We start from the raw sequence: 15,241 nt of genomic DNA on the forward strand, positions 1-15,241 counted from the left end.
CCGCGGCCCCGCCTACCCTCGGACCCATGGATCGCACCGCAGCGAAGACGGCGTTCGCCAACGTCCTCGTCAACACGCTCATCGCGAACGTGACGACGAGCTTCCTGTGGTTCGCGCTGACGTTCTGGGTCTACATCGAGACCCAGTCGGTGCTGGCCACGGGCATCATCGGCGGCGCCTACATGCTGCTCATCGCCTTCTTCGCGATGATCTTCGGCACGATCGTCGACCGCAACCGCAAGCACACCGTCATGCTGCTCTCGAGCGTGATCTCGGCCGTCGCGTTCCTCATCGCCGGTGCCCTGTACGTGTGGCAGCAGGAGGCCGCGCTGCTCGATCTCGGCGGCCCGTGGTTCTGGCTCTTCTCGGCGATCATCCTCTTCGGCGGTGTCATCGAGCAGCTGCGCAACATCGCGCTCTCGACCACGGTCACCCTGCTCGTACCCGAGGAGCGCAGGGCGAATGCCAACGGGCTGGTCGGCACCGTCCAGGGGTTGGCGTTCCTGGTGACCAGCGTCTTCTCCGGGCTCTCGATCGGCTTCCTGGGCATGGGGTGGACACTCGCGATCGCGATCGGCGCGATGGTGCTCACGTTCGTGCATCTGCTCTTCATCCGCATCCCGGAGGGGGCGCCGAAGCCCGACCCCGACGCGAAGAGCGCACTCGACTTCCGCGGCAGCGTGACGGCCATCCGTCTCGCGCCCGGGCTGTTCGCGCTCATCATCTTCTCGACGTTCAACAACCTCATCGGCGGCGTGTACATGGCGCTGATGGACCCCTACGGCCTCACGCTCTTCGATGCCCAGATGTGGGGCTTCGCGCTGGCGTTCGCGTCGACCGGATTCCTGATCGGCGGCGGGCTCGTCGCCAAGTTCGGACTCGGTCCGAAGCCCATGCGCACGCTGCTGCTCGTGGTGATCGCGATGGGGATACTGGGATCGGTGTTCATGCTGCGCGAGTGGTGGCCGCTCTACGTCATCGGCATGTGGGTGTACATGGCGCTCGTGCCGCCGGTCGAAGCCGCCGAGCAGACGATCATCCAGAAGGTCGTGCGCTACGACCGCCAGGGCCGCGTGTTCGGGGTCGCCGCCGCGATGGAAGCTGCCGCCGCCCCGGTCACGGCGTTCCTGATCGCGCCGATCGCAGAATTCCTGATCATCCCGTACATGAAGACGGATGCCGGGCAGCGGCGGTGGGAGTGGCTCCTCGGTGAAGGAGAGGCGCGAGGCATCGCCCTGATCTGCCTGTTCGCCGGCATCATCATGGTCATCGCGGCGACCCTGGCGTTCTTCACCAAGTCATACCGCCAGCTCACCGAGCTCTACGCGAACGCCCCGGAACAGGATCTCGGCGAGAACGGGCGCGAGAACGGAGGCGAGAACGAAGGCGCGGCCGAGAGCGGAGACGTGGGCGAGAGCGGGACGAGGAACGAGCGCGCCGAGCGTGGTTCCGAGGTGGAGGCGCCTCCACCCCTCCGCGGGCTGCCGCCGGAAGTCCGCTGACGCGCGCGGCGGAGATCGCAACCCGACGATCAGTCGAGCGTGATGACCTGGTCGTTGAGGGCCGCGGCGTCGACGTCCCAGAGAGCGAGCACCTGCGGCACAAGTGATTCCGGGTCCAGCGCCTTAGCGCGGAAGACGACCGAGGCTGCGCGCAGCGGTTCCCCGGCATCCCGCGCCGCCTTCGCGAAGCCCTGCGCGACCGCCCTCGTCCACGCTTCGCTCGCCGCCTTCACCGCGGCATAGGTCGCGCCGCCCGCCAGGGGACGACCGACCGCTGTCGAGGAGACGATCGCGAAACGGCCGGCATCCGAGGCGCGCAGCGCGGTGTCGAACGCACGACTGGTGGCACGCACTGCGTCGAAGGCCGGCAGGAGAGTGTGGAAGTCCTCATCCGTCTGCCCGGCCAGACCACCGCCACCGCGCCAACCGCCGATGAGCGGGAGCACCGCATCGACTCCGCCGAGACGGGCGGCCAGCTCGGTCATCGCCTCGAGCGATGTGGCGTCGGCGACCTCGACCCGTGCGCCGATCGCGCGCAGCGGTGCGAGGCGCTCTGCCGATCGCCCGGTTGCGACCACGCGTGCCCCGGCGTCGACGAGCGCGCGGGTGAGGGCGATGCCCGAGGCGCTGGTGGCCCCGGCGAGAAGGACGGTCCGGTCGGTGACGCTCATGTGCTCAACTCTCGTGTAGATACAGTTCTGCGGCCACCCCGAAGGATGGCCGCAGACGCTGTGTCCGGCCGATGCAGACGGCCGAACCCCAGAAATGCGCGACTCGAGTCAGTCGTCGGTGCCCCGGATGCCGACGGTCGACTCGATGACCGGCTTCATCTTCTTGTCGAGGGCTTCGAAGAACATGGACAGGGGGAACTCGTCATCCAGCACCGCGTCGGTGAACCCCTTGGGGGCGCCGGCGAGGATGTCGTCCGGCAGACCACGTGCCCAGCGCGAGGCGGGGTTCGGGGTCAGGACGGAGCGGACGAGGTCGTACGCGGCCAGCCAGTGCGCCGTCTTCGGACGATCGATCGAGCGCCAGTACAGTTCGTCGATCGCATCGCCGAGGGCGACGACCGCGTCGGGCACGGCCTCCCAGTCGAAGGCGAGCGCCGTGTCGGTCCAGTGCAGCACGCCGCGCTGGTGGAGCCACGCGAACAGCAGCTGACCGCCGAGTCCGTCGTAGTTGCGCACGCGGGAACCGGTGATCGCGAACCGGAAGATGCGGTCGAAGATCACCGCGTACTGCACGAGCCCGGCGTGGTCGAGCATCTCCTGCTCCGACGAGGTCAGCTCCTCACCGGCAGCGCGGCGGGCGTCGAGCGAGCGCTCGATCTTCACCGACTCGCGGAACGCGGTCAGGTCGCACCGCAGCTCCTCGAGCGAGTAGAGGAAGAACGGCATGCGCTGCTTGATCATGAACGGGTCGAACGGCAGGTCGCCTCGCATGTGCGTGCGGTCGTGGATGATGTCCCACATCACGAAGGCACGCTCGGTGAGCGCCTGGTCGTCGAGCATCGCCGCTGCCCGCTCCGGCAGGTCGAGCTTGGTAATCTCGGATGCTGCGCGGGTGACACGGCGGTAACGCGCAGCCTCGCGATCCTGGAAGATCGCGCCCCAGGTGAAGCTCGGGATCTCGCGCATCGCGACCGTCTCGGGGAACAGCACGGCCGAGTTCGTGTCGTAACCGGGGGTGAAGTCCACCAGCCGCAGCGAGACGAACAGCTTGTTGCCGTAGTCGCCCGCCTCGAGTGCGGCGATGAACTCCGGCCAGATGGTCTCGACGATCAGTGCTTCGACGAGGCGGTCGCTGGAGCCGTTCTGCGTGTACATCGGGAACACGACCAGGTGGCGGATGCCGTCGATCCGGTGCTGCTGCGGCTGGAAGGCCACGAGCGAGTCGAGGAAGTCCGGCACCCCGAAGCCCTCGGCGACCCAGCGGTCGAAGTCCGCGATCGAGGCGGCGAGGTAGTCGGCGTCGTGAGGGAAGGCCGGGGCGAGTGCCCGGATGCCCGCGGTGATCGCCGCGACCAGGTCGCGGGCGGCGGCGTGGTGTGCGGCATCTGGGATCGAGCCGTCCTTGATCTGCAGCTCGCGGATCGCTATGGCCGCATCCTTGAGCTGGGCCCAGGCGGCGCTCTGCTCGGCGACAGAGGCGTCCTCGACGACCTCGGGTTCGCCGACGATGGCCTGTGCAGCGGAGCTGTTGGCGGAAATGATGGACATCGGGACCTCCGATCGGAGACTTCTGACGGAAAGATTCCTGTGTAAACGGAATCCACACGATATTATTACACCATGGATGACTCTGTCGACCGCATGATCCTGTCCGAGATCTCCCGAGACGGCCGCGCGACGCTCTCGCAGCTGTCCGAGGCGGTCGGGTTGTCGGTGTCGGCCGTGCAGTCGCGGCTGCGGCGACTGGAGACGCGCGGGGTGATCGCCGGGTATCGCGCGATCCTGGATCCGGAACTGGTCGGCGCTCCGCTCTCGGCCTTCATCGAGATCACGCCGCTGGATCCTGCTCAGCCCGACAACGCGCCAGAGCTCCTCGAGCACCTGACCGCCATCGAGGCCTGTCACTCGATCGCCGGCGACGCGAGCTACATGCTGTTCGTGCGAGTCGCCTCCCCGCGCGCGCTGGAGGAGCTGGTCCGCGACATCAGAGGTGCGGCGAACGTGAGCACCCGCACGACGGTCGTCCTGCAGACCTACTACGAGCACCGCCCCATCGTCACGGTGACGCCGGACGAGCCCGAGGGCTCGGAGGCGTCCGACTAGCGATCGGCGGACGTCACAGCACCGCCCCGACCATCGCCTCGCCGAGCGGGGTGCGCAGGTGCAGCATCCGGGCGCCGGCGCGTTCGCTCGAGACGAGACCGGCATCGCGCAGCACGGTGAGATGGTGGGATGCGGTCGATGCCGCGATCCCCGCGTCCGTGGCGACCTGGGACGTGGTCCGCGCGGACCCGGCAGCGAGCAGGATCGACGCGCGGGCGGGACCGAGGAGCGCTCCGAGTGCGTCGGCCACGTCCTGCGCATCGCGCGCCCAGCCGGCGGTCACGCCGCGTGCGGGGTAGAACAGCGTCGGCTGGGCCGGAGGTTCGGTGAGCACCATGCATCCCCACGACGACATCACCGATGGCACCAGCACGAGACCGCCCCCGCGGCAGTCGACCCTTTCACTGTGGCGGCGAAGGGATACGCGCACCGCGCCGTCGCCCCAGCTCACCTTCGGGTGCAGGCCCGCAGACATCCCGGCGATCCCTGCGGTCGCGATGGTGCGGGAGCGCACCGAGATGTCGGCGCGCAGCAGTCTCTCCAGCTGGGGCCACACCGGGGCGAGCACGGCATCCCACACCTCCGACCACGCGTCGGCGATCATCGCGCGCGCCCGTCGGGGCCGTTCCTGCATCTCGCGCAGGATTCTCTGACGAGGACCGGAGGAGCGGAGCACCATCTTGCCGAAGTCGACGCGCATGGGGTCGAGGTCGCTGAGGCGCAGTGCCTCGAGTTCGGCCTCGGGTGTCATGTCCCACCGCGGTGTCGCGGTGAGGAAATCGGGGAGGTAGCCATCGTCCCCGATCACGGTGGCGAGCAGTCCGAAGCTCTCCCTGGGCAGGCGGTCACGTACCGCCCGCAGCCAGCCCCACTGCAGCGGGTGCTGCTCCGGCCGCAGCAGCACCCGCACGGCATGCGCGAGTTCATGCCCGGGGGAGATCCCGAACCGCACGGCCTGGATGTCTCCGGGGCTGAGATGGAACTCGACCCGGTGGTCCGGATGCTCCACGCCTTCGACCGGCCCGCCGACGCCCGGGCGCCTCATGTTTCGATCCACATCGAAACTCTAGGAGGACCGGACGCTGCTGTCGAGACTGGGCTCATGAACAGCAGGGCAGAGGGCGCGACCATCGTCGCAGACTCCGACATCCGCATCGCGAGCGGCCGCAGTCGGCGGTTCGAGGGCGCCGAGCACGAGGCGGACATCTCCTACTTCTTCGTCGAGAACCAGCCGGGCGAAGGTCCGGGGCTGCACTGGCACCCGTACTCCGAGACCTGGGTCGTGCTGGAGGGCACGGCGCGGATCACCGTCGGCGGGGAGACTTTCACCGCTCACGCGGGGGACACCGCGACCGGCCCTGCCTACGTGCCGCACTGCTTCGTCAACGCGGGGACAGGGATGCTGCGGCTCATGGGCATCCATGCATCTGCGACGATCATCCAGACGTTCCTCTCCGAAGACTGATCCACCACGCCACCCGACAACACACCCAGGAGCACCCATGTCCTTCCAGGCATACCTCGACAAGGTCGAGACCCAGACCGGCCTCACCCCTCGCCAGTTCATCGAGCTCGCGGCGGCGCAGGGATTCGACCAGACCACGAAGTCCACGGTGGTCCTCAACTGGCTGAAGGAGGAGTACGCACTCGGGCACGGCCACGCGCAGGCGATGGTGCACGTCATCCTCAAGGGGCCGAAGATCAGCGACAAGCACGTCGGCAAGCCGGGTGCGCACGGCGACAAGTCCGACACGCTGTGGCTGGACGGCAAGGACACCAACCCGAACGCCTGACCGGCCCGCACCAGCTTCCCCACCCCGATCCCGATCCCGTACCTGCACCAGGAGAACCACATGGCAGTCCGCGTCGATCTCAACGTGTCCCTAGACGGATTCGCGACCACCACCGACCAGACCGCGGAGAACCCGTTCGGCGAGGACTGGTCGCGCCTGGTCGCCGCGTACACCGCGACCCGCACCTTCCGAAGCCGGGTGCTCGGCGACGACTCGGGAGCCGGCACGACCGGTCTCGACGACCGGTACGCCCAGGAGTACTTCGAGAACATCGGCGCCGAGATCATGGGGGCGGGCATGTTCGGGCTGCACCAGCACCCCGACGATGCGGAGTGGCGCGGCTGGTGGGGCGACGAGCCGCCGTTCGAGGTCCCGGTGTTCGTCCTGACGCATTCGCCCCGCGACTCGATCGAGTTCGCGAACGGCACGGTGTTCCACTTCCTGTCCGCGACGCCGGAGGAGGTGCTGCAGCAGGCGCTGGCTGCTGCAGGTGAGGCGGATGTGCGCATCGGCGGCGGCGTCGAGACGGTGCGGCAGTTCCTGCACGCCGGGCTGGTCGACCGACTGCACCTCGCGGTGAATCCGCTCGTGATCGGCAGTGGCGAGCGGATCTGGGACGACCTGCGCGGCGTCGAGAAGGACTACGGATTCCGTGCGGAGGTCGCCGAGAGCGGCGTCACGCACGTGACCTTCCGCCGCGACTGAACACCGTGCGCGACGGGGTCCATCGACACCCCCAGTAGGATTCCTGCGTGGCAGCATCCTCGAAGCGCAAGAAGAACCAGCCCCGCGTGAGCGGCAACCCCGCCAAGCGGGCGAGCGGCAATCCGGCCAGACGCCCCGTCATCGAAGCGGGACCGGTGACCATCGGAGACTGGATCGGCGCCGCACGGCTGCGCACTCTGCCGCTCGCCGTCGCCCCCGTGGTGATCGGCACCGGCGCCGCGCGCAGCACGGGTCCTGAGTTCCACTGGGTCATCGCCCTCGCCTGCCTCGCCGTCGCCGTGCTGCTGCAGATCGGCGTCAACTTCGCGAACGACTACAGCGACGGCATCCGCGGCACGGATGCCGTGCGCGTCGGCCCCGCCCGCCTCACCGCCTCGGGGCGGGTGAAGCCGCGCACCGTGCTCGTCACCGCGCTGGTTTTCTTCGCGCTCGCCGCGGCGGTCGGCGTCGCCATCGTCGTGCGCACGGAGCAGTGGTGGATGCTGGCGATCGGCGCCGCGTGCATCATCGCCGCCTGGTTCTACACCGGGGGGAAGCGTCCGTACGGCTATTTCGGCCTCGGCGAGGTGTTCGTCTTCGTGTTCTTCGGGCTCGTGGCGACCCTCGGCACCACGTGGGTGCAGGCGTTCGCGCTGCCGCAGCAGGCCTGGCTCGGAGCGATCGCGGCCGGCCTGTTCGCCTGCGCCGTGCTGCTCGCCAACAACCTGCGCGACATCGATCAGGACCGGGTGGTGGGCAAGCGCACCCTGACCGTGTTGATCGGTCGCCGTGCGACACAGGTGCTGTTCACCCTGTTCGTGCTCGTGCCCTTCGGCATCCTGGCCTTCATCGCGCTGCTCTACCCGATCGCGTGGATCGGCCTGCTTGCGCTGCTCGCCGGCCTCCCCGCCGTGCTGATCGTCTGGACGTACCGCCAGGCGAAGGAGCTGGTCGTCGCTCTGGCGCTGACGTCGCTCACCGCCCTGCTGTACGCCGGTGCGCTGTTCTGGGCGTTCGTCGGCTGACCCGAGCGCTCACTTCCCGGGGCCCGCATGTGAGGGCCGGGGTCACCACCTGATGTCTGCGGCTCAGCGCCTGTCGGCGTCGTCGATCGCCTCGTCCTCAGCATCCGCATCGTCCTGTCCGGCCGAGCTGCGGCCCTCGCGGCGCTCGACCAGTCGCGTCGACGCGCCGGTCAGAGGTTCGCGGAGGAACAGCATCGAGATGCTGACGCCGATGAGGGCGGCGAAGATCGCGGCGAGCCACCAGAACTCCCGGAAGATCGGGAAGAAGAACCACATGATCGCCAGCGGCACGAGGAATGCCAGGAGGCGCAGCACGGTGTAGACGAGGAAAGGCGCGCGGTTCTTCACTCCCACAGTCTACGTTCGCGAGCTGAGGGGTCTGCTGTCAGCCCTCGACGCCGAGGCTCGAGAACGGGATGCCGCGCACGACGCGCTTCCACGGATGCTCCCCGAGCGACCACAGCATCTTCGCGTCGAGGTCGAGGGCCAGATCCTCGCAGCCGACCGGCAGCGGCACCCGGTCCCGCACGAGGGCGTCACGTGCCCCGGTCCAGAGCACGCCAGGGCGCATCCGGTCGGACTGCGAGACGAAGTGGCGCCCGCCCCACCGCACCGCGCCCTGCATCTGCCGGATGCCGGGGGTGAAGCGGGTCTCCTCGTGAAAGTCCTCGTCGTCGGAGGCCGGCACCGTGAACTCGGCTATCCGTCCCTTCTCGTCGCGGGTGTACTCCCCGATGAGCACGCGACGCAGCGGCGTGCCGTCGTCATCGAACACGCGCCCGAGGTACGAGCAGCGGATGTCGATCGGATGCACGCGACGCCGCACGGCGACGAGAGCCGTGGCGCGCAGACCGCGCCCGCGTGCGCCGGCGAGACGTCGTGCCTCCGAGCCCCGCACCCGTCGGATGCCACCGAGGTCGAACTCCCAGATGCCGCGTCCGGTCGCGGCGACGAACAGCCGGTCGTCGAACCAGGCGAGGCCGCCCGCGTGGATCTGCGCCGGCTGGAGCTCGCCGTCCTCCTCGACGGCGAGCAGCACGTCGAGGTGGCGTGACCTCTCGAGGTCCACGAAGGCGATGCGCGAGGCCAGATGGTGACCGTCGAGCTGCTGACGGAACCAGCTCACGGCGAGGGTGCGCCGACCGTGCCAGAGGCCGAGGTCGATGCCCTGCGGATACCAGCGGCGCGTCCACGACCGCGCACTGAGCCATCGCAGGTCCACGGTGCTGCGGCGCTTCTGCCGCACCGGGCGCCAGGTGGTTCCGAACGGCCAGAGCATGCTCCCATCGTCGCCGATCGGGAACGGCGGCGCGAATCAGCGTGCGCCGTCGCTCGGTGGGCGGCATCGCCGGTCACCGAGCGTTCACCCGCCCTTCCTCGACCGGCAAGGAACCCCTGAGAGCATGCCGGGACCGTCGACCCCGGGGAGATCCGTGCGCACACCGCTCGTCACCGTCATCCTGCCCGCCAAGGACGCGGGGGCGTACATCGCGACGACCCTGGAGACGCTGACACGGCAGTTCGACGATCCGACGGCGCTCAAGCTGGTGGCGATCGATGACGGCTCGCGGGATGACACCGGGACCCTGATGCGCAGGTACGCGGAGCGATTCCCCCATGCCGAGGTCATCGTCAATCCACGACCACGCGGCCTCGCGACGGCACGCAACCAAGGACTCGCACACGTCGAGGGCGACGCGTTCTGCTTCCTCGACGGCGACGACTGGATGCAGCCGCAGCGGCTGGCCGTCCTCGCTCGCAGCCTGCAGGAGCTCGACTGCGACTTCCTCCGCACCGACCACGTCACGGTCAAGGGCGGTGCGCGCGCGGTCGTGTCGGCGCCGTACCCCTGGCGCGGCACCGTCGCCTCTCCGCGGTCGGCGATCCTGCCCGAGAACGAGCCCACGATGGTCGACTATCCGTTCGCGTGGGCGGGCCTGCTGCACCGGCGGTTGATCGACGAGGGCATCGCCGACTTCACCCCCGGGCTCTTCACCGCCGAGGACCGCCCCTGGATCTGGCGGCTGCACCTGCAGGCCCGCTCGTTCGCCGTGGTCGACGCCCCCGCCCTGCTGTATCGCCGAGGGGTGGCGACGTCGCTGACTCAGGTCCGCGATCGCCGGCAGCTGGACTTCGTGCGGGCGATGGGGGAGGTGCTCGACCTGGTCGAGGCGGATGTCGAGGCCGACCGGTTCCTGCCGAAGGCGGTGTGGACCGTGCTCGCTCTCAGCTCGCGGCACCTCGTGCGAGCCCGCCGGATGACGCCGGGCCTGCGCGCGGAGATGCGTTCGGGCATCCGCTCGCTTCTCGGCCGGCTGCCCGAGGCGGAGGCATCGGCAGTGCTCGCCCGGCTCGACGGTCCGCGACGCCGCGTGCTCGCGCCGCTCCTGCGCACGGTGGGGCACGCGGCATGACCCAGCTCTTCGCCCTGCACAGCGCCTACGGCCTCGCCACGGCAGCCGCCGCGCTCGACGGCGACCTGCTCGGCGCACGGGGTGAGCGGATCCTCATGCCGTTCGTCTCGTCGACGGTGCCCGAGCTCTCGGTCGGCATCGCGCACGACCCGGCGCTCGCAAGCCTGCGTGCGCGGTTCGACCGCATCGAGGGGCTCGACACGGTGCTCGGACCGCTGCATCCGAGCTCCTGGCAGCCTGAGGGCGCCGAGCTGCCGGTGCTGCGTCGACTCCTGACCCGTGCCTGGGCGCTGGAGGACGACCTGGAGATCCTCGTCCAGAGTCCGCAGGTCGCACCGGCCCGCACTCTTCTGTCGCTCTTCCCGCACGCGCGCATCACGATCATCGGCGACGGGCTGATGACGTACTCGCCGATGCGCGTGCTGCTGCCGCACACGGTGACCGCCCGGATCGGCAGGGTCGTGCATGCGGATGTCGTGCCGGGGGTGACGCCGCTGGTCGCCGCGCCGACGGCGACACCGGTGCCGGTGCCACCAGCGCTGTTCGCGGCGGCGCTGGCCGAGACCGCGGCCGGCCTCGACGACACGGCCGGCCTCGAGAACCGGGTGCACGGTGAGCCGAGCGCGCTCGTGCTCGGGCAGTACCTGTCGGCCCTCGGTCTCGTGAGCGACCGCGACGAGATCGCGCTGCAGCAGCGGATGATCGACAGGGCGGTGGGGTACGGGGCGCAGCACGTCGTGTTCAAGCCGCACCCTGCGGCCCCGCCCCGCCTCGCCGACGCGCTGCGTGCCCGCGCCGAGGCGCACGGGGTCGCGTTCCACGAGTACCGGGGGGCGCTCGCCGCAGAGCTGCTGGCGGAGCGGATCGACGCGCAGGCCGTCATCGCGGGATTCTCCACGGCGCTCCCGACCGTGCGCACGCTGTTCGGCAGGACGATCGACGCGGTCGGCGCCGACACCGTGCTCGCGCGGCTCAGCCCCTACGAGAACAGCAACCGGATACCCGCGACGATCGTGGACGCTCTGACCCGGCCGGACTCGCCGTTCGCCGATCCCGAGCGGCTGCAGCTGCTGGTCGACGCCGTCGGCTACGCCATGCAGCCCGTGGTGGCCGCACACCTGCGTCCGCGGGCCGAGGAGCTGCTGGCCGGCATCAGCGCATCCGACCGCGACCGCTACTTCGCACCGGACCGCCTCGCCGAGCTGCGGCTCCCCGGGGCTCCGCGCGAGACCGTCGTGCGCCGCGCGCTGCGCCCGGTCGGAGGCATCGGCAGGATCGAGCAGCTGCGGCTCACGGCGGCGGGCGGCCGCCGCAGGATCGGGCGCGCATGGCGCGCCCTCAGAGGACGATGAGGATCATGGCGACGGAACAGCACAGAGCGGATGCCCAGCGGGTCGAGGACCACGGGATGACGGTGGCGATCATCCCGGCCCGTGGCGGGTCGAAGGGCGTGCCGCGCAAGAACCTGCGCAGGGTCGGCGGCGTGCCTCTGATCGAACGGGCCGTGCGCACCGCGCTCGCAGCCGACGGCATCGACCTCGTGGTCGTCTCGACCGACGACGACGAGATCGCCGCGGTCGCCTCGGCGGCCGGAGCCCGCGTGGTGCGTCGTCCGGCGGAGCTCTCGGGCGACACGGCCTCGTCGGAGAGCGCGATCCTGCACGCGCTCGACGAGCTCGAGGCAGGTGGCGACAGCATCCGGATCGTCGCGTTCCTGCAGGCGACCTCGCCCTTCATCCCCGCGGACGCCCTGACGGATGCCGTGCAGCAGGTCCGGGACGGTCACGCGGACACCGTCTTCGCGGCCCACGAGACCTACGGATTCCTGTGGGGGAGGGATGCCGCCGGCGCCGCCGTGGCACTCAACCACGACGCCGCCCATCGGCCGCGTCGACAGGACAGGGAGCCGCACCACCTCGAGACGGGGGCGTTCTACGTGTTCCGCGCCGACGGCTTCCGGGCGGCTGAGCATCGCTTCTTCGGTCGCATCCGCATCGCCGAGGTGCCGGAGTGGACGGCGATCGAGATCGACGACGAGCAGCAGCTGCGGATCGCCCGCGCGCTCGCCGCCCTGCACGAGAGCGAGGAGCGCATCCCCGTGCGCGCGATCGTGACGGACTTCGACGGCGTCCACACCGACGACACCGCGAGCGTGGATGCCGACGGCGTCGAGCGCGTGCGGGTGAGCCGGGAGGACGGGATGGGCGTTTCCCTGCTTCGGCGAGCGGGCATCCCGATGCTCATCCTCTCGACCGAGGTGAACGCCGTCGTGCGGGCCAGGGCGGACAAGCTCCGTGTGCCGGTGCTGCACGGCATCGACGACAAGGAGGCGGCGCTGCGCGCGTGGGCCGCGGAGTCCGGCATCCCGCTCGCCGACATCGCCTACCTCGGAAACGACGTCAACGACCTGCCGGCGCTGCGCATCGTCGGCTGGCCGGTGGCGGTCGCGAACGCGCATCCGCTCGTGCAGGAGGCGGCGAGGGTCGTGCTGCGCCGCAGCGGCGGTCATGGTGCCGTGCGTGAGCTGATCGAACGGGTGTTGCCTGGGTGACCGACTCCGGTAACCCTCCTGTCGCGCGCCGTTCACCCCCGGCGCGTACTCAGGGGAGAAGGCCATTTCGACGACCGGAGGAATCATGACTGTCAGCATCGGATCACGTGTGATCGGAGGCGGTCATCCCGCCTATCTCATCGCGGAGATCGGCCTCAACCACAACGGCGACGTCGACATCGCCAAGCGCCTGATCGACGTCGCGGCGAAGGCCGGGGCTGATGCCGTGAAGTTCCAGAAGCGGACGCCGGAGATCTCGACGCCGGAGCACATGCGCGACGTCCCGCGCGAGACGCCCTGGGGCACCATGAGCTACCTCGATTACCGCCGCAGGGTCGAGTTCGGCCGCGACGAGTACATCGCGATCGGCGACCACGCCACGATGCTCGGTCTCGACTGGTTCGCCTCCCCGTGGGATGTGCCGAGCGTCGACTTCCTCGAGGACCTCGGCGTCGTCGCGCACAAGGTCGCCTCGGCCAGCCTGACCGACACCGAGCTGCTGCTCGCGCTGCGCGAGACGGGCAAGCCGATCATCCTCTCGACCGGCATGTCGACGATCGAGCAGATCGACCGGGCGCTCGCGACGCTCGGCACCGATCGCGTCGTCCTGATGCACGCCACCTCGACCTATCCGCTCGAGCCGGAAGAGGCCAACCTGCGCGCGATCGCCACGCTGCGCGACCGCTACCCCGGTGTCCCTGTCGGGTACTCCGGTCACGAGCGTGGTCTGCAGATCTCCCTCGCCGCCGTCGCGATCGGCGCAGTCGCCGTCGAGCGGCACATCACCCTCGACCGCACCATGTGGGGCTCGGATCACGCCGCATCGCTCGAGCCCACCGGCCTCGAGCACCTCGTCCGCGACATCCGCGTGATCGAGACCGCACTCGGCGACGGGGTGAAGCGCGTCTTCGACAGCGAGCGCGCGCCCATGGCGAAGCTGCGTCGCGTTCCGGCATGACCGGCTCGGGGGCGCTCAGGGTCGTCGCGATCGCCGACGCCGACTCGTTCGTGAAGTGGTCGGCGTCGCTGCTCGGCAGCGTCCCCGGCATCCGTCGCCATCTGCTGCTGGTGCAGACGCCGCTGACGGCGAGCGTCGAGCAGCAGCGCACGGCCCTGTCCGGCACCGGGATGCTCGCCGAGGACGTCACCCGCGTGGCCTTCGCGCGAGCGGCCGGATGGCTCGAAGGGCAGCGTCCCGACGTGGTGCTGCTCGCCGGTCGCGGGCCGTTCGTGCGCCTGATGGGCCGGGTGGTCGACGGCCTCACGCACCGTCCGGTCGTCGTCGCCGGGCTCCCGGGCATGGCCATTCCCGCTCAGCGCGGCGCACTCGACTACCGCCGGCACACCGACCTGCTCGTGGTGCACTCGCACCGGGAGCAGCGGGCGTTCACCGAACTGGGCGAGCGCATCGGCGTGCACGTGCCGACTGCGCTCGCGACGCTGCCGTTCGCGCGGACCCGTTCCCGGGTGCTCGCCGGAGACCGGATGCAGGTGCTCTCCGCCGACGCCGTTCGGCCGACGGCGACCCTCGTCGCCGAGCGACCGGAGCAGCCGAGGTCCGTGCGGATGCCGGCGACCGACCTCGTGTTCGCCGCCCAGGCGCTGGTGCCGGTCGCGCGGGCCGAGCGCGCCGAGATCGCGGCGACCCTGGTGCGCGCCGCCGAGGCCGACCCCCGCCGCCGCGTGGTGGTGAAGCTGCGCTCGCGGCCGGGTGAGACCGAGACCCACCTCGAACGCGACCCGTACCTCGACCTTCTCCCCGCGCGACTGCCCGACAACCTCGTCGTCTCGTACGGCTCGATGGCGCAGGCGCTGTCGACGGCGGCAGGGCTCGTGACCGTGAGCTCGACCGCGGCCGTCGAAGCCGTGGCATCCGGTGTGCCGGTGATCGCCCTCGATTCGTTCGGGGTGAGCAAGAGCCTGCTGAACACCGTGTTCGTCGGCAGCGGTCTGCTCGGCGGGCGCAGCGAGGTCGTGGCAGGGCGCTTCCGGCATCCGCATCCGGCTTGGCTCCGCGACAACTACTTCCATCCGTCAGCGGAGTCGACGTGGTGGCAGCATGTGGAGCAGCTCGTCGCCCTGCGACGGGCGGGCGCGCTGCCGCACCGACGGGTGCCGGAGGCCAGGGGTGGAGCGCTTCACGAGGCGTGGCACCGGGCCAGCGTGCTCGGCTCCGAGGACCGGACGCTGAGCGGCACTGCCGCGCTCGCCGTCGGCGTGCCGGTCACGCGCGCGCTCGGTGTGCTGCGTCGGGGCCGTCAGTCTGCGGGCGGCGGCACCTGGGCGGATGCCAGCACCGATTTCACCCTCGAGCCGAACCCGTTCCACGACTCGATCCGGCGCTGATCCGGCACCGGTTCCGCGCTGGTCCCGCGCCATCCGCCGCCGGACGGAAACCGCGGACCAGTCACGCCGCTGTCGGCGAGTCGGATCCCGACTCGCCGACAGCGCGCTGCTTCGTCCGGGTTCTCCGTGCG

16 protein-coding genes are annotated in these 15,241 nt (G+C 70.2%); 11 read left to right on the plus strand and 5 right to left on the minus strand.

Going from position 1 to position 15,241, the window contains the following annotated elements:
* Positions 1-26: 26 nt before the first annotated feature.
* A complete protein-coding gene (locus BLW44_RS04785; protein ID WP_060927671.1) occupies positions 27-1,502 on the plus strand; it encodes an MFS transporter in 1,476 nt (491 codons plus the stop codon).
* A 29-nt stretch (positions 1,503-1,531) separates the two neighbouring features.
* On the opposite strand, the gene BLW44_RS04790 is transcribed toward BLW44_RS04785, so the two are convergent.
* Positions 1,532-2,173, minus strand: a complete 642-nt coding sequence (locus BLW44_RS04790) for an SDR family oxidoreductase (protein WP_060927672.1) — start codon at positions 2,171-2,173, stop codon at positions 1,532-1,534.
* A gap of 108 nt (positions 2,174-2,281) precedes the next feature.
* Entirely contained in the window at positions 2,282-3,721 is a 1,440-nt protein-coding gene (locus tag BLW44_RS04795; protein WP_060927673.1) for a DUF6421 family protein, read from the minus strand.
* Between the two features lie 72 nt (positions 3,722-3,793).
* Between BLW44_RS04795 and BLW44_RS04800 the strand changes: the two genes are divergently transcribed.
* Positions 3,794-4,276, plus strand: coding sequence for an Lrp/AsnC family transcriptional regulator (locus BLW44_RS04800; RefSeq protein ID WP_060927674.1), 483 nt, complete (start codon positions 3,794-3,796; stop codon positions 4,274-4,276).
* 13 nt (positions 4,277-4,289) lie between these two features.
* Here BLW44_RS04800 and BLW44_RS04805 read toward each other — a convergent pair whose 3' ends face one another.
* The gene (locus BLW44_RS04805; protein ID WP_060927675.1) at positions 4,290-5,321 is read right to left on the minus strand and encodes an ArsR/SmtB family transcription factor; all 1,032 of its coding nucleotides are present in this window, start codon (positions 5,319-5,321) and stop codon (positions 4,290-4,292) included.
* Positions 5,322-5,378: 57 nt separating this feature from the next.
* On the opposite strand from BLW44_RS04805, the gene BLW44_RS04810 reads away from it, so the two are divergent.
* Genes BLW44_RS04810 through BLW44_RS04825 form a run of 4 tightly spaced genes read left to right on the plus strand, consistent with a single transcriptional unit; the run spans position 5,379 to position 7,799 of the window.
* Positions 5,379-5,741 (plus strand): cupin domain-containing protein, encoded by a 363-nt coding sequence (locus BLW44_RS04810; RefSeq protein ID WP_074731605.1) that lies wholly within the window; start codon positions 5,379-5,381, stop codon positions 5,739-5,741.
* Positions 5,742-5,778: 37 nt separating this feature from the next.
* Entirely contained in the window at positions 5,779-6,069 is a 291-nt protein-coding gene (locus BLW44_RS04815) for a DUF4287 domain-containing protein (RefSeq protein ID WP_060927676.1), read from the plus strand.
* A gap of 60 nt (positions 6,070-6,129) precedes the next feature.
* On the plus strand, positions 6,130-6,774 hold the full coding sequence (locus BLW44_RS04820; RefSeq protein ID WP_060927677.1) for a dihydrofolate reductase family protein: 645 nt from the start codon (positions 6,130-6,132) through the stop codon (positions 6,772-6,774).
* A 47-nt stretch (positions 6,775-6,821) separates the two neighbouring features.
* Complete coding sequence (locus BLW44_RS04825; RefSeq protein ID WP_060927678.1) at positions 6,822-7,799, plus strand: 1,4-dihydroxy-2-naphthoate polyprenyltransferase; 978 nt, start codon at positions 6,822-6,824, stop codon at positions 7,797-7,799.
* 63 nt (positions 7,800-7,862) lie between these two features.
* Here the strand turns inward: BLW44_RS04825 and BLW44_RS04830 are convergent, their stop codons facing one another.
* Positions 7,863-8,147 (minus strand): DUF4229 domain-containing protein, encoded by a 285-nt coding sequence (locus tag BLW44_RS04830; protein WP_060927685.1) that lies wholly within the window; start codon positions 8,145-8,147, stop codon positions 7,863-7,865.
* 37 nt (positions 8,148-8,184) lie between these two features.
* Positions 8,185-9,078, minus strand: coding sequence for a hypothetical protein (locus tag BLW44_RS04835; RefSeq protein WP_060927679.1), 894 nt, complete (start codon positions 9,076-9,078; stop codon positions 8,185-8,187).
* 154 nt (positions 9,079-9,232) lie between these two features.
* On the opposite strand from BLW44_RS04835, the gene BLW44_RS04840 reads away from it, so the two are divergent.
* The 5 genes from BLW44_RS04840 to BLW44_RS04860 all read left to right on the plus strand — a co-directional run bounded on the left by BLW44_RS04840 (position 9,233) and on the right by BLW44_RS04860 (position 15,110).
* On the plus strand, positions 9,233-10,213 hold the full coding sequence (locus BLW44_RS04840) for a glycosyltransferase family 2 protein (RefSeq protein WP_174521370.1): 981 nt from the start codon (positions 9,233-9,235) through the stop codon (positions 10,211-10,213).
* A complete protein-coding gene (locus tag BLW44_RS04845) occupies positions 10,210-11,565 on the plus strand; it encodes a polysialyltransferase family glycosyltransferase (protein ID WP_074731607.1) in 1,356 nt (451 codons plus the stop codon). Before BLW44_RS04840 ends, BLW44_RS04845 begins: the two co-directional genes overlap by 4 nt.
* A 5-nt stretch (positions 11,566-11,570) precedes the next feature.
* A complete protein-coding gene (locus BLW44_RS04850) occupies positions 11,571-12,764 on the plus strand; it encodes an acylneuraminate cytidylyltransferase (protein WP_082724658.1) in 1,194 nt (397 codons plus the stop codon).
* Positions 12,765-12,849: 85 nt separating this feature from the next.
* A complete protein-coding gene (locus BLW44_RS04855; protein WP_060928668.1) occupies positions 12,850-13,722 on the plus strand; it encodes an N-acetylneuraminate synthase family protein in 873 nt (290 codons plus the stop codon).
* Complete coding sequence (locus tag BLW44_RS04860) at positions 13,719-15,110, plus strand: DUF6716 putative glycosyltransferase (RefSeq protein ID WP_060928669.1); 1,392 nt, start codon at positions 13,719-13,721, stop codon at positions 15,108-15,110. Before BLW44_RS04855 ends, BLW44_RS04860 begins: the two co-directional genes overlap by 4 nt.
* The last annotated feature ends 131 nt before the right edge of the window (positions 15,111-15,241 follow it).

Origin of the sequence: Microbacterium hydrocarbonoxydans, assembly GCF_900105205.1 — a bacterium.
In the GTDB taxonomy this organism is placed as follows: domain Bacteria; phylum Actinomycetota; class Actinomycetes; order Actinomycetales; family Microbacteriaceae; genus Microbacterium; species Microbacterium hydrocarbonoxydans.

Coding starts and splice junctions, on each gene's coding strand:
- BLW44_RS04860 (WP_060928669.1), top strand. CDS start 13,719: ATGACCGGCTCGGGGGCGCTCAGGGTCGTCGCGATCGCCGACGCCGAC.
- BLW44_RS04810 (WP_074731605.1), top strand. CDS start 5,379: ATGAACAGCAGGGCAGAGGGCGCGACCATCGTCGCAGACTCCGACATC.
- BLW44_RS04850 (WP_082724658.1), top strand. CDS start 11,571: ATGGCGACGGAACAGCACAGAGCGGATGCCCAGCGGGTCGAGGACCAC.
- BLW44_RS04785 (WP_060927671.1), top strand. CDS start 27: ATGGATCGCACCGCAGCGAAGACGGCGTTCGCCAACGTCCTCGTCAAC.
- BLW44_RS04805 (WP_060927675.1), bottom strand. CDS start 5,321: ATGAGGCGCCCGGGCGTCGGCGGGCCGGTCGAAGGCGTGGAGCATCCG.
- BLW44_RS04800 (WP_060927674.1), top strand. CDS start 3,794: ATGGATGACTCTGTCGACCGCATGATCCTGTCCGAGATCTCCCGAGAC.
- BLW44_RS04835 (WP_060927679.1), bottom strand. CDS start 9,078: ATGCTCTGGCCGTTCGGAACCACCTGGCGCCCGGTGCGGCAGAAGCGC.
- BLW44_RS04815 (WP_060927676.1), top strand. CDS start 5,779: ATGTCCTTCCAGGCATACCTCGACAAGGTCGAGACCCAGACCGGCCTC.
- BLW44_RS04845 (WP_074731607.1), top strand. CDS start 10,210: ATGACCCAGCTCTTCGCCCTGCACAGCGCCTACGGCCTCGCCACGGCA.
- BLW44_RS04820 (WP_060927677.1), top strand. CDS start 6,130: ATGGCAGTCCGCGTCGATCTCAACGTGTCCCTAGACGGATTCGCGACC.
- BLW44_RS04790 (WP_060927672.1), bottom strand. CDS start 2,173: ATGAGCGTCACCGACCGGACCGTCCTTCTCGCCGGGGCCACCAGCGCC.
- BLW44_RS04795 (WP_060927673.1), bottom strand. CDS start 3,721: ATGTCCATCATTTCCGCCAACAGCTCCGCTGCACAGGCCATCGTCGGC.
- BLW44_RS04855 (WP_060928668.1), top strand. CDS start 12,850: ATGACTGTCAGCATCGGATCACGTGTGATCGGAGGCGGTCATCCCGCC.